This is a genomic window from Kutzneria sp. 744 (assembly GCF_000568255.1).
In the GTDB taxonomy this organism is placed as follows: domain Bacteria; phylum Actinomycetota; class Actinomycetes; order Mycobacteriales; family Pseudonocardiaceae; genus Kutzneria.
Genome location: NZ_KK037166.1, coordinates 8,500,675 through 8,514,158 on the forward strand (window position 1 = coordinate 8,500,675; position 13,484 = coordinate 8,514,158).

Sequence of the window (13,484 nt, forward strand, 5' to 3'; positions counted from 1 at the left end):
TGGCCGGCGGATCCGGGTCGAGCACCGCATGAACGCCACCGAGCAGTAGTCATGGCCGCCGCCCGCACCCTGCTCGGCAAGGGCGAGCCGTATTCGCCGATCCCGTACTTCTGGACCGACCAGTACGACGTCAAGATCCAGGCCTACGGAGCCTTCCCCGAGGACGCCGTGCCGTCGGTCGCCGCCGGCGACGTCGGCGCCGGCCGTTTCGCCGCCCTGTACGTGGCCGACGGCCGGGTCGCCGGCGTCGTCGGCTGGAACCTGCCGCGCGACACCCGCCAGCTCCGGACCCGCATCGGCGAGCCGGCGTAGGGGCCGTTTGCCCGGCTCACGGACCGGTCAAATATGACCGGTCCGTGACCTGGCCCGGGCCGATGCGGCCCGGCAGGATCTAGGGCGTTGGCCTCGGACGTCGCGTTCTTGGGGGGAGGGGACGCGGCCCCGTGGCTCATCGGCTCGCCGGACCTGGACCCCCAGACCCGGTTCCGGCGAGCCGTACCTCACGTGCCGCTGCCGTAGTCGCGGGTCAGGATCTCCAGGTTGTGCCCGTCCGGGTCCGGGAAGTAGACGCCCCGGCCCCCGTCGTTGGTGTTGATCTCCCCCGGCCGCTGCCGGTGCGGATCCGCCCAGTACGGCAGGCCCGCCGCCCGGATCCGCTCGAAGATCGGTTGGAACTGCTCGTCGGCCACCTTGAACGCGTAGTGCAGCGACCCGATCTCACCGTCGACGCGCATGAAGTCGAGGCTCACGCCGTTGTCCAGCGAGACCACCTGGAACGGCCCGAACGTGATCGGCGCCGCCACCCCCAGCACCTCGGCCAGGAACGTCGCGGACTTGTGGGGATCGGAGGCGGGAACGATGGTGTGGTTCAGTTCGACGGCCATGAATCCACGGTAGAACCTCAAGTCCGCTGGAGGTCTACCCCCGTTCGGGCTGCATGTTCCTGCCTGCTCGGCAACGCCCTGTTCGGCTAATGGTGGCCGGCGTTGGTGGTCGCCGGCCGGGCCGTTCGTGAAGGCATCGGATTTGGCGTGGCGACGACCGCCGCTGATTGGTCAGGATGATGCGGTGTCCCAGCGTGAACTCGTGGTCCTCGGCTCGGCCAGCCAGACGCCGACCCGGCACCGCAACCACAACGGCTACCTGCTGCGCTTCGACCGCGAGGGCATCTTGTTCGACCCCGGCGAGGGCACCCAGCGGCAGATGATCCTGGCCGGGCGGTCCGCCACCGAGATCACCCGCATCTGCGTCACCCACTTCCACGGCGACCACAGCCTCGGCCTCGCCGGCACCATCCAGCGGCTGTCCCTCGACAACGTGCTCCACCCCGTGCACTGCTACTACCCGGCGTCCGGGCAGGTGTACTTCGACCGCCTCCGCCACGCGACCTCCTTCCACGAGCGGGCAACCCTCGTCCCCGTTCCGTTGCATGCGGACGGTCCCGTCGACGCCTCGTTGTCAGTCGCCGCCCTGGAACACCGGATCGACTGCTACGGCTACCGCTTCGCCGAGCCCGACGGCCGCCGCATGCTCCCCGACCGCCTCGCCGCCGCGGGCGTTCGCGGCCCCCTGATCAGCGAGCTCCAGCGGGCCGGTGTCGTGTCGGTGGAGGGTCGCTCTGTCACCCTCGACGAGGTCAGCGTCCCCCGCTTTTGCCAGGAAATTTCCTTTGTCATGGATATTTGCCTCTGCCCCGGCGCCCTAACCCTCGCCCAGGACGCCGACCTCCTCGTCGCCGAGTCCACCTTCCTGGACGCCGACCAGGCCTTGGCCCACTCCTACTACCACCTCACCTCCCGCGACGCCGGCCGCCTCGCCGCCGAATCCGGCGCCCGCGAGCTGGTCCTCACCCACTTCTCCCAGCGCTACCCCTACGACGAGGCCGAGCGTTTCCGCGACGAGGCGGCCTTGGAGTTCAAGGGCGAGATCCACCTGGCCGTCGACCTGGCCACCATCCCCCTACCCACCCGCCGATAACCCCCGCGAGTCACGCTCTCCGGCACACCGAAACACAGTTTCCGGCAGACCACCGCGAGTCCCGCTCTCGGGCAAGCATGTGTTGAGTTCATGCCTGCCCGAGAGCGGGACTCGCGGTTTCACATGGTGATGGTGGCGGAGAGAGGGAGGGAACGGGAGGAGCCGCCTACGCGGATGGTGGTGGGGCCTGCGGCCTTGGTCCAGGTGGTGGTCCAGTACTGGAAGCTGCGGGCGTCCAGGGTGACGGTCACGTGCTGGGACTGACCGGGGGAGAGGGTGACGCGGGTGAAACCGCGCAGGCTGTTCGGGGGCTCGCCGGTGGAGGAGGGCTGGCCGACGTAGACCTGGGCAACCTCGGTGCCGGCCCGTGAGCCGGTGTTGGTGACGTCGAAGCCGACCTGGACGGCGCCGGAGGAGTCCGGAGTGGACACAGTGAGGTCGGCGTAGGAGTAGCTGGTGTAGGAAAGGCCGAAGCCGAAGGGGAACATGGGGGTGACGTGCTGGCTGTCGTAGTAGCGGTAGCCGACGTCGATGCCCTCGGAGTACTGGACGGCGCCGTTCTGGCCGGGCCACTGGGGGCCGGTGTGGGCGGGGACGTCGGCCAACGAGGCGGGGAAGGTGACGGGAAGCTTGCCGGAGAAGTTGGTGTCACCGTAGAGAAGTGAGGCGATGGCGGCGCCGTCTTCCTGACCGGGGAACCAGTTCTCGACGATGCCCCGCACGGAGTTGGCCCACGGCATGGTGACGGCGGAGCCGGAGTTGACGACGACGATGGTGTTGGGGTTGGCGGCGGCGACCTGGCTGACCAGGGTGTTCTGGTCTGCGGAGAGGTCGATGTTCGGCAGGTCGCCGCCCTCGGAGCCGGCGTTGCTGACGAACACGACGGCGGTGGAGGCGGCGCGGCAAATGCATTTCCGCTGTTAAAACGGCCTGGCCCAACAGGTCCTGGTTGGGGATCTGCCACCCGAGGTTGACCTGGCTGCCGCCGCCGTCCTGGAAGTAGTCCACCTCGACGCTGACGGGCTGGCCGGCGGTCAGCGAGATGGTGCCGGTCCTGGTGGTCGGCGGCTGGTCGGCCCAGTTGCTGATCACCTGCTGCCCGTTGACGAACAGCCGGCTGCCGTCGTCGCTGGTCAGCGAGAAGGTGTAGCTGCCGGTGGTGGGCGGGGTGAGGGTGCCGGTCCACTTGGCGGACCAGTTCGTCGCCGGCACCCCGGCTGTGGGCGACTGGGTGCCCCAGATGAAGTCGACGTCGGGATCGGTCCGGGTCAGGATCGGCGGCCCGGACAGGCTGGTGCCGTTGTAGAAGGTGGCAGTCAGGCCGTTGCCGAAGAACGACGGGTCGACGATCTCCCCGTTGGGTGCGGCGACGCCCTGCGAGTAGGTGACGGAAGCGTTGCCGGCCCGGGACTTGATGCCCTGGTACGGCGTGACGACGTGCGGGGCGTTGACGTGGGCGGAACCGCCGCCGGCGGTCAGGGCGTTCTGACCGGCGTCGTCGCCGACGACGGCGATGGAGCCGGAACCCAACGGCAGCGCGGAGTTGTCGTTCTTCAACAGCACGGAACCCTCCTGCGCCACCTGCCGGGCGACGGCGGTGTGGGCGTCGGAGGTCACCACGGAGTTGATCGTGCCGGTGGGGGAGTGGTCGAACAGCCCGGCCCGGAACATGGCGACGAGAATGGCCCGCACGTGACTGTCAATGGTGGCAACGGAAACCTGGCCGCTGGCCACGGCCTGGGTCAGCGCCACGCCGTAGTACTGGCTGCTGTCCATCTCCATGTCCATGCCGTTGGTGACCGACGGAACCGTGGAGTGGGTGCCGCCCCAGTCCGAGGCGACGAAGCCGGCGAACCCCATCTGCTGTCGCAGGATCGTGTTCAGCAGCTGCCCGTTCTCGCAGGCGAAGGTGCCGTTGATCTGCGAGTACGAGCACATCACCGAGTCGGTCTGCCCCTGCTGCACGGCGGCCTGGAACGCGGGCAGGTAGATCTCCTGCTGGGCCCGGTCGGAGACGATCGCGTTGTCCTGCGGGGTGTTCCGGTACGTCTCCTGGTTGTAGACGGCGTAGTGCTTGACCTGGGTCATCGGCCCCTGCGCGCGGATTCCTTGCAGGTCGGCCGCACCGAGCTGGCCGGCCAGGTACGGGTCCTCGCCCAGCGACTCGAAGGCCCGGCCCCAGCGGGGATCCCGCACGATGTTGATCGTTGGACCAAGGACGAGGTTCGCGCCCTTGCCCCACTCCTCGGCCCCGATCACGCCGCCGTACTGCTTCATCAGCGCGCTGTCCCACGTCGCGGCGCCGGCCACGGGCGCGGGCAGCTGGGTCACGCCGACCGCACCGTCGGCAACACCGGCCGGGCCGTCCTGGAGGCGCAGGCCGGGAATTCCCAGGCGAGCAATGGGATCCACGCAGGCGCCATAGCCGCACGACGCCCCGCCATGCATCATGGTCAGCTTCTCGTCGGTGGTCATCTGGGCCAGCAACGCGTCCGCGCGCTGTTCCGGCGATCCAGGAGGCGGCGGCGCGGACGGCGTGCCGTAGACCTGGAACTCCGACACCTGCCCGGCCGGCCAGCCGGTGTTGCCGGTGATCGTCAGCCGCACGTACCGCTGCGAACTCCCGGGCAGCGAGATGGTGACCTTGTTTCCGCTGGCCGGATCGAAGGTGTAACCCTTGCTGGCCACCAAGGTCGAGAAGTTGGTGCCGTCACTGCTGCCGCTGACAGTCAGGGTCTGCGTCCGCGCGCCCCAGGCGGTGGAAGGCGGCAGCGTCAGGGTGATCGAGTTGAGTGGGCTCGAAGCGCCGAGATCGACCTGGAGCCATTGCGGGAACGCGTTGTTGATGCTTTCCCAGTAGCTGTTGGCGTTGTTGTCGTTGGCGTTGCCCGGCGCGAAGCCGCCCTGCGAGCCGCTGGCGGTCATCGCCTTGCCCAGAGCCAGGTTCACGTCGGACGGGGCCGTCACGCCCGGATCGAACCTGTCGACCCAGTACTTGGTCCGGTCCAGGTACGCCGTCGACGAGGCGGTCCCGGTCTGGCTGTAGGCGCCGTCGTAGGTCAGGTATCCCCGCCCGGCCGGGGGATTCGAGCTGGCCGGCTCGATCTGGGAGCCCTCGTGCCACTCGTTGAACGAGGTCACCGACACCCAGTCCGGACTGCCGCCGATGCTCGGGCTCAGCGCGTTGTTCCACGTCTTGTCGTACTCGGCCCCGTTGTCCCGGTTGACGGTCGGCGTGCTGTTGCCGGGCACCGCGCGGTCGTCGAGGTAGCCGGGTGCGACGGAGGGAGCCCACACCATGCCGTGCTGATGGCAGTACGCGCCGGCATCGGCCCAACCCGGCGCGGTCGCGGCGGCGATGCCGTCGTAGGTGTACATGCCGTTGAAATGCGCGACCTTGGTGGTGTCGGTGGTCTGCGCGAGCACGATGTTGGCCCCGGTCACCGAGTCCAGGGCGGACCAGTCGGTGATGTTCAGACTGTCGAAGACGTAGAACGCGGGTTTGTTGCTGTGCAGGGGATCCCGGTAGAACGCGGGACTCGATCCGTAGCGGGAGTCGATGTAGTTGACGTCGGAGGCCACCGAGGCGGCGGTCCGGTTGCCGTACGGCTCGATGTGCCAGGCCACCCGGATGCCGTGCCGCGCGGCGGCGGCCAGCACACCCGAGGCCAGACCGTCCTCATAGGACCCCTGGCCCCACCAGCTGTAGATGATCACGCCGGCCCCGGAGCGGGCGATCCACGTCATCTGCTGGTCCACGGCCCCGGCGAAGTCGCCGGAATCGTAGGCGCCGAGCGAGGGATAGTAGTTGGCGCCGATGTCGTCGGGCGGGGTGTGCCCGCCCTGGTCCCAGTGCCGGTAGCTGCCGTTCACGGTCGGGCTGCCGTACCAGGGGTAGTAGAACAGCTGGACCTTGTCGGACAGTCCGGCCGTGTTGCGGGCGAGCGCGGCCGGGGCCTGCACGGCGACCAGGGCGCCGAGCAGAAGGGCCACGACGGCGATCAGGCTTCGCAAGCTTCGCATGGCAGGGTCCATTCGGAAGCCGGGGTAGTACGGATGTGAATCGACCATAGGCTTCTGAACAGCAAGCTGCAATACCATGACTATTTGGCGCAAGAAGCTGACACTACCGACAACGGGCATGCGGAAGCCCCGCCCGGTCGACAGTGTCCGGGCGGGGCGTCCTGCCCGCCGTCAGCCGACGGCGACCGCGAAAACGTGCAGCTTGGGCTGCCCCTGGGTGGCGACCGAGGTGACGTTGGGCAGGGTCACCACGGAGATCGTCTTACCGGCCGGCAGCGGGACCGACGAGTAGTACAGGTGCACGTTGGGCCCCTGCTGGCCGCCGCTGTTGTTCAAGTACGGCAACGTGGCGACCACGTCCTCACCGGGAATCGACGTCGAGCCCGACCACCAGTCGTCGAAGCCGAGCGTGTACTGCTGGCTGGTGCCGTCGGCGAAGACGATGGTGCCGGTGCCCGACACCGCGCCGGAGTCGGCGGTGCCGATGAAGCCGAGCTTGCCGCCGGATCCGGTCAGCTGCACCGACTGCCCGCCGGTGAGCACGTTGTCGGGCGCGCCGACGGCGGGCCAGGTGAAGGTCAGGCCGTCGTGCTGGACGGCCGCGCCGGGGGTGAGGCCGGCGAAGGCGAAGGTCTGCGCGGAGTAGCTGAAGCCGCCGCCGTCGAGGTTGCCCGCGCTGGTGTTGTGGTCATCGCTGACTCCGGTGTTGTTGTACGCGGCGGAAAGCGACGCGTACGGCACCGAGGTCTGGCCGGAGTCGGTCCTGGTGCCGGCGCTGCTGGACACCGTGGCGCTGAGCGGATAGGTGCCCGGCGTCGCCGTGGCCGGCGCGGTGATCTGCCAGGTGGTCTTCACCGTCTGACCGCCGGCGACCGAGGCGAACGTCGATGGCGTGGTCGCGGTCGCCGTCCAACCGGGCGGTGCGGCGATCGACATCGTCACGGTGCGGATCGCCGCCGTGCCACCGTTGGTGAACGTCGTCGTCGCCGTCCCGCTGCCGCCCGCGGTCACGACCGGCGGCACGGTCAACGCCAGGGAATGTCCGACGACGATCACCGCGGTGCCGGTGACGCCGTTGACGGTGGCCTTGATCGTGGCGACGCCGTCGCCCACGGCCCGAAGCAGGCCCTTGTTGTCGACCGTGGCGACCGCGGTGTTGCTGGACGCGTAACTCACCTTGGTCCTGGTCAGATCCACAAAGGACTGATCGTTGTTGACGGCCTCGACGATGTGGTCGGCGGCTGCATGCTGCTGGCCGGTGTCGTCGGCGATCCACTGGTTCTTGCCGGTCAGGTCGATCGTGTCGCCGGCGCGGAACTCCACCTGGCCGGGCTGCACGGTGACGTAGGTGACCTTGGGCGTGATCGCCCCGGTCACCTTGGTCTGCACGGCGCCGGCCATATCGCGCGAGTTGGAGGCGACCTGGAACTGGTAGGTGCCGTCGTACACGGTCTGCTTGGCGTCGTCCCACTGGGACAGATCGGAGATCTTCACCGGCAGCGTGATCCGCTGCGACGCGCCCGGCTTGAGCTGGTCGGTCTTCTTGAAGCCGACCAGCCGCTTGATCGGCAGCTGCACGTCCGGCACGGTGAACTGCTGCGCCGCATAGAGTTGCGCCACGGTGGCGCCGGTCGTGCGGCCGGTGTTGGTGACGGCGAACGAGATGTTCACGGTGCCGTCGGCGTTGACCGTGGAGCGGTCGATGTGAGGCTGGGAGTAGGCGAAGGTCGAGTAGCTCAGGCCGTAGCCGAACGGATACGTTGGCGTGCCGGTGAAGTACTGGTAGGTCCGCCCGAGGCCGCCGGTCGCCGCCGGGGTCAGCCCGTAGTTGCCCATGTCCGGCAGCTGCGAATCATCCTTGTACCAGGTGAAGTTGAGGTGGCCGCTCGGATTCTGCCTGCCGGTCAACACGTCGGCCAGCGCGGCCCCCTGGGCCTGCCCGTTAGGACCGGAGAACAGGATCGCCGGCACGCTGCCCTGCACGTCGTCGAGCACGACCGGCCCGCCGGACTGCACCACCAATGCCGTCTTTGGGTTGCCCAGCGCGGACACCTGCGTGATCAGCGAGCGGTAGTTTCCGGGCATTGCCAACGTGTTCCGGTCATGGCTCTCGTCGTTCACGGCGCTGTCGGTGCCGACGAAGACGACCACCAGGTCGGCGCTCTTGATGTCGGCCTGGGTCTGCGCCGACAGCGTGGCCGGTACGGTCGCAGTGGTGGAGGTGCCGGCGGAATCGAAGATCACCTGCGCGTCGGGCATCGCTGTCTTGATCCCGCCCACCGCCCCGACCTGCACATTCGGCTGACCCGAATAGTCGCCGAGCGTCACCTTGTTGCCCAGGTCGCCGAGCACCACGACCTTGTGCACCTTGGACGGCGTCACCGGCAGCACGTTGTTGTCGTTCTTCAGCAGCACCAACGAGTTGTCGGCGACCTTCTGGGCCAGGGCCTGGTGGGCCGGGCTCTGGATGGTGTCCTTGGTGATCTTCGTGTACGGCACGCTGCCGACCGGGTCGAACTCCCCGGTCTGCATGCGAACCGTGAACAGCCGCACCAGGTCGGCGTCCAGCACACCCTCGCTGAGCACGCCGGCGTTGATCGCTTCCTGGATGTTCGGGAGCGTGTTGTCCTTCTCGTCCCCGGGACAGTTCACGGTGGTGCCGGCGCGCAGCGCGTACGCCTGGCCGCCGGCCGCGCCGGAAAGCGTTGCGCCGGTTGCGGTGTTGGTCCAGGTGGACTGGACGTCCTTGCCGTCGGTGGTGAACCCGGGCGGCGCCCAGTTGTGGCCGTTGGGCGACGTGCGGTATGTGGTGGACACGGCCCCACAGTCGGAGGTGATGTAGCCGCCGAAGCCGTATGTCCGCTGCGCCAAGGCATTCGCTGTGTAGGTGTCGGCCACGGCAGGCGTGTTGTTGATCGCGTTGTACGAGGTCATGAGCCCGGACACATGGGCGTTCTGGATCAGTTCCTGGAACTGCGCGGTGTAGTAGTCCCGGATGTCGGCGTCGCTGGCGTCGGACGTGATGCCCATGCGGTTGAGCTCGACATCGTTGAGTGCGAAGTGTTTCGCGGTCGCCGCCACCTTGAGGTACTTGCTCGGCGTGCCGTCCGTCTGGTTGCCCTGGTAGCCGTCGATGAACGCGTCGCCGATCTGTCCGACGAGGTACGGGTCCTCGCCGAAGCCCTCATCGGTCCGGCCCCAGCGCGGATCGCGGTCCATGTTCACGGTCGGGGCCCAGTAGGTCAGGGAGCCGTAGCCGTTCACGTCGGGGCCGATGTTGTTGGGACTGACGCCCCACAGGGATTTGTCCAGGAAGCCGCGGATCTCGTCGGAGACCGCTGTCGTCTCCTGGTACGTCAGATCGGGGTCCCAGGCCATGCTGGAGGCGAAGTTGGTCGGGAAGCTGGTGGCGTTGACCTGGCCCGCCGGCGGGTTGGTGGAGGAGCCCAGCCGGTTGATGCCGTGCTGCCCCTCGTTGGAGTAGATGTACTGCTGGACGCCGAGGCGCGGGATGGCCGGCGCCGGAATCGTCGAGAGCTGGTCGACCTTCTCGGCCAACGTCATGCGGGACACCAGGTCCGCGGCGCGTTCGGCGAAGGAGTGGTGCGTGTCCCGGTAGGCCGGCCCGGGATCGGTGGCAGCCGCGCTGCCGGTGGTCAGGCCCAGCGCGCATGCAACCGCGCACGCCGAGGCCACAGTCGCCGATAATCGCATGACTTGGCTGCCTCCGTAGGAAAAGGTGCCCCGCCCGGTCGTCGTTGACCGGGCGGGGCGGTCCGGATGGCCGTCAGCCGACGGCGATGGCGAACACGTGGAGCTTGGGCTGGCCCTGGGTGGCCACCGAGGTGACGTTGGGCAGGGTCACCACGGAGATGGTCTTGCCGGCCTGCAGCGGCACCGACGAGTAGTACATGTTGACCTTCTGCGTCTGCTGCCCGCCGCTGTTGTTGAGGTACGGCAAGGCGGCCAGCACGTCCTCGCCCGGGATCGACGGCGAGGACCACCAGTCGTCGAAGCCCAGCGCGAACTGCTGCGTGGTGCCGTCGGTGTAGACGATGGTGCCGCCGCCCGACGGTGTGCCGGAGTCACCGGTGCCGATGAAGCCCAGCTTGCTGCCGGAACCGGTCAGCAGCACCGATTGCCCGCCGGTGAGCACGTTGTCCGCCTGCCCGGCGCCGGAAGTCGGCCAGGTGAAGGTCAGACCGTCGTGCTGCACGGCGCCGCCCGAGGCGACCCCGGCCGCTGCCAGCGCCTGGGCCGAGTAGCTCAGGCCGCCGCCGTCCAGGTTGGCCGCGCCGGTGTTGTGGTCGTCGCTGATGCCGACGTTGTTGTATGCCGCGGTGAACGATGGGTACGGCACGGCCGTCTGGCCGACATCCGTTCTGGTGCCGGCACTTGTGGTCGCCGTGGCGCTGAACGGGTACGACCCGGCCGCGGCGTTGGCCGGCGCGGTGATCTGCCACGTCGTCTTCACGGTCTGGCCGCCGGCGACCGAGGGGAACGTGGCCGGGGTGGTCGCCGTCGCCGTCCAACCGGCCGGCGCGGTGATCGACATCGTCACGTTGGTGATGGCCGAGCTGCCGCCGTTGGCGAACGTGGTGGTCGCGGTGATGCTGTTGCCCGCCTTGACGATCGGCGGGATCGCAAGCGACAGCGAGTGCCCGACGACAATCACCGCGGTGCCGGTGACGCCGTTGACCGTGACCTTGATCGTGGCCACGCCGTCGCCGGCCGCCCGGACCAGGCCCTTCGAGTCGACCGTCGCCACCGCCGTGTTGCTGCTGGCGTAGGTGACCTTGGCCTTGGACAGGTCCACAAAGGACTGGTCGTTGTTCGCAGCCACCACGATGTTGTCGGCCGATGCGTGCTGCTGGCCGGTGTCGTCGGCGATCCACTTGTTCTTGCCGGTCAGGTCGATCGTGTCGCCGGCCCGGTACACCACCTGGCCGGGCTGCACGGTGACGTAGGAGATCTTGGGCGTGATCGCTCCGGTGACCGTGGTCTGCACGCTGCCGGCCACGTCACGGGAGTTGGAGGCGACCTGGAACTGGTAGACGCCGTCGTACACGGTCTGCTTGGCACCGTCCCATTGGGACAGATCGGCCATCTTCACCGGAATGGTGATCTTCTGCGACTGGCCGGGCTTCAGCACATCCGTCTTCTTGAAGCCCGCCAACCGCTTCACCGGCAGCTCAACGTTCGGCACGGTGAACTTCTGCGCCGCGTAGAGCTGCGCGACCGTGGCCCCGGCGGTCTTGCCGGCGTTGGTCACGGTGAACGACACCTTCACGGTGCCGTCGGCGTTGACCGTCGACCGGTCGATGGACGCGCCGGAGTAGCCGAACGACGAGTAGCTCAGGCCGTAGCCGAACGGATACGTCGGCGTGCCGGTGAAGTACTGGTAGGTCCGCCCCAGTCCGCCGGTCGCCGCCGGGGCCAGGCCGTAGTCGTTCATCGGTGGCAGCTGCGAATCGTCCTTGTACCACGTGAAGTTGAGGTGGCCACTCGGATTCTGCTTGCCCGTCACCACATCCGCCAGGGCCGCGCCCTGGGCCTGCCCGTTGTAGCCGGAGAACAGGATCGCCGGCACGGAGGCCTGCACGTCATCGAGCACGACTGGGCCGTCGGACTGCACGACCAGCGCGGTGTTCGGGTTGCCCAGCGCGGCGACCTGCGTGATCAGCGAGTGGTAGTTGCCCGGGATGGCCAGCGTGCTGCGGTCATGCCCCTCGTTGGCCACACTTCCGTCCGTGCCGACGAATTCCACCACCAGGTCGGCGCTCTTGATGTCGGCCTGGGTCTGTGCGGACAGCACCGCCGCGCCGGTGGACCCGGTGGACGTGCCCGCGGCGTCGAAGATCACCTGCGCGCCGGGCAGCGCGGCCTTGATGCCCCCGACCGCCCCGACCTGCACGTTCGGCTGGCCCGAGTAGTCGCCGAGGGTGACCTTGTTGGCCATGTCGCCGAGGATGACGACCTTGTGCACCTTGGACGGCGTCACCGGCAGCACGTTGTTGTCGTTCTTCAGCAGCACCAAGGAGTTGTCGGCCACCTTCTGGGCCAGCGCCTGGTGGGCCGGGCTCTGGATGGTGTCCTTGGTGATCTTCGTGTACGGCACCGAGCCGGCCGGGTCGAACTCGCCGGTCTGCATCCGGATGGTGAACACCGGCACCAGCGCGGCGTCGATGACGCCCTCGCTCAGCACGCCGGCGTTGATCGCCTCCTGGATGTTGGGCAGGGTGTTCTCCTCGCCTGGGCAGTTCAGCGCGGTGCCGGCCCGCAGCGCCCACGCCTGGCCGCCGGCCGGGCCGGAAACCTTGGTCCCGCTTGCGGTGTTGGTCCAGGTGGAGCCGGAGTCCTTGCCGTCGGTGGTCCAGCCGGGCGGCGCCCAGTTGTGGCCGCCGGTGGGCTGCCGGTAGGTGGTGCCCACCGCGCCGCAGTCGGAGGTGATGTAGCCGCCGAAGCCGTATGTCCGCTGCGCCAATGCGTTCGTCGTGTAGGTGTCGGCGACCGACGGAGTGTTGTTGATCGCGTTGTACGAGGTCATGAGCCCGGACACGTGCGCGTTCTCGATCAAGTCCCGGAACTGCGCCGTGTAGTAGTCACGGATGTCGGCGTCACTGGCGTCGGAGCTGATGCCGGTGCGGTTGAGCTCGACGTCGTTGAGGGCGTAGTGCTTGGCCGTCGAGGCGACCTTCAGGTACTTGCCGGGCGTTCCGTCGGCCTGGTTGCCCTGGTAGCCGTCGATGAACGCCCCGGCGATCTGCCCGACCAGATAGGGGTCCTCGCCGAATGCCTCGTCGGTGCGGCCCCACCGCGGGTCGCGGTCCATGTTGACGGTCGGGGCCCAGTAGGTCAGGGAGCCGTAGTTGTTGACGTCAGGGCCGATGTTGTTGGGGCTCACGCCCCATAACGACTTGTCCAGGAAGCCGCGCACCTCGTCCGACACCGCGGTGGTCTCCTGGTACACCAGGTCCGGGTCCCAGGCCATGCTGGACGCGAAGTTGGTCGGGAAGCTGGTGGCGTGCACCTGGTCCGGCGGGGTGTTGGGGTTGGTGGCGGCGCCGAGCCGGTTGATGCCGTGCTGGCCCTCGCTCCAGTAGGTGTACTGCTGCACGCCGAGTCTGGGGATCGCCGGCCCGCTGTTGGTGGAGAGCTGGCGGACCTTCTCCTCCAGCGTCATCCGCGACACGAGGTCGGCCGCGCGCTCGGCGAAGGTGTAGTGCGTGTCCTTGTAGAGGGGAACGGGATCGGTGGCAGCCGAGCTGCCGCCGGTCAGGGCGAGTGCGCAGACCACCGCGCACGCCGAGGCCACTGTCGCCGTTATCCGCATGACTTGGCGCCTCCGTCGTTGGAGAAGCTTCGGTGCGGGGCTGGCGGCGAGGCCATTATGGCTGTCTTTAGCCCAAAAATGGCGCCCCGGCTGGACTACGATGCCCAGGATTGTCCGGTAGTGCCCCTAAGTCAAGGTGTTACGGTGACGG

Annotated in this window: 6 protein-coding genes and 1 pseudogene; 2 read left to right on the forward strand and 5 right to left on the reverse strand. The window is 68.3% G+C overall.

What is annotated here, in order from left to right; all coding sequences use genetic code 11:
• Nucleotides 1-51: 51 nt before the first annotated feature.
• Nucleotides 52-312: an oxidoreductase C-terminal domain-containing protein gene (locus KUTG_RS39245; protein WP_043724196.1), complete on the forward strand. Its 261-nt coding sequence runs from the start codon at nt 52-54 to the stop codon at nt 310-312.
• A 188-nt stretch (nt 313-500) separates the two neighbouring features.
• Here the strand turns inward: KUTG_RS39245 and KUTG_RS39250 are convergent, their stop codons facing one another.
• Nucleotides 501-884: a VOC family protein gene (locus tag KUTG_RS39250; RefSeq protein WP_043724198.1), complete on the reverse strand. Its 384-nt coding sequence runs from the start codon at nt 882-884 to the stop codon at nt 501-503.
• Nucleotides 885-1,068: 184 nt separating this feature from the next.
• On the opposite strand from KUTG_RS39250, the gene KUTG_RS39255 reads away from it, so the two are divergent.
• Nucleotides 1,069-1,977 (forward strand): ribonuclease Z, encoded by a 909-nt coding sequence (locus KUTG_RS39255; protein ID WP_043724199.1) that lies wholly within the window; start codon nt 1,069-1,071, stop codon nt 1,975-1,977.
• 119 nt (nt 1,978-2,096) lie between these two features.
• On the opposite strand, the gene KUTG_RS39260 is transcribed toward KUTG_RS39255, so the two are convergent.
• The 4 genes and pseudogenes from KUTG_RS39260 to KUTG_RS39280 all read right to left on the reverse strand — a co-directional run bounded on the left by KUTG_RS39260 (nt 2,097) and on the right by KUTG_RS39280 (nt 13,333).
• Nucleotides 2,097-2,858 (reverse strand): glycoside hydrolase family 3 C-terminal domain-containing protein, encoded by a 762-nt coding sequence (locus tag KUTG_RS39260; RefSeq protein ID WP_084580308.1) that lies wholly within the window; start codon nt 2,856-2,858, stop codon nt 2,097-2,099.
• 73 nt (nt 2,859-2,931) lie between these two features.
• Nucleotides 2,932-6,120: pseudogene (locus KUTG_RS64400) on the reverse strand (glycoside hydrolase family 3 N-terminal domain-containing protein); the annotation flags it as partial.
• A 51-nt stretch (nt 6,121-6,171) separates the two neighbouring features.
• A complete protein-coding gene (locus KUTG_RS39275; protein ID WP_043724204.1) occupies nt 6,172-9,714 on the reverse strand; it encodes a glycoside hydrolase family 3 C-terminal domain-containing protein in 3,543 nt (1,180 codons plus the stop codon).
• Nucleotides 9,715-9,787: 73 nt separating this feature from the next.
• Nucleotides 9,788-13,333, reverse strand: a complete 3,546-nt coding sequence (locus KUTG_RS39280) for a glycoside hydrolase family 3 C-terminal domain-containing protein (RefSeq protein ID WP_043724206.1) — start codon at nt 13,331-13,333, stop codon at nt 9,788-9,790.
• Nucleotides 13,334-13,484: the final 151 nt, after the last annotated feature.

Coding starts and splice junctions, on each gene's coding strand:
- KUTG_RS39245 (WP_043724196.1), top strand. CDS start 52: ATGGCCGCCGCCCGCACCCTGCTCGGCAAGGGCGAGCCGTATTCGCCG.
- KUTG_RS39250 (WP_043724198.1), bottom strand. CDS start 884: ATGGCCGTCGAACTGAACCACACCATCGTTCCCGCCTCCGATCCCCAC.
- KUTG_RS39275 (WP_043724204.1), bottom strand. CDS start 9,714: ATGCGATTATCGGCGACTGTGGCCTCGGCGTGCGCGGTTGCATGCGCG.
- KUTG_RS39280 (WP_043724206.1), bottom strand. CDS start 13,333: ATGCGGATAACGGCGACAGTGGCCTCGGCGTGCGCGGTGGTCTGCGCA.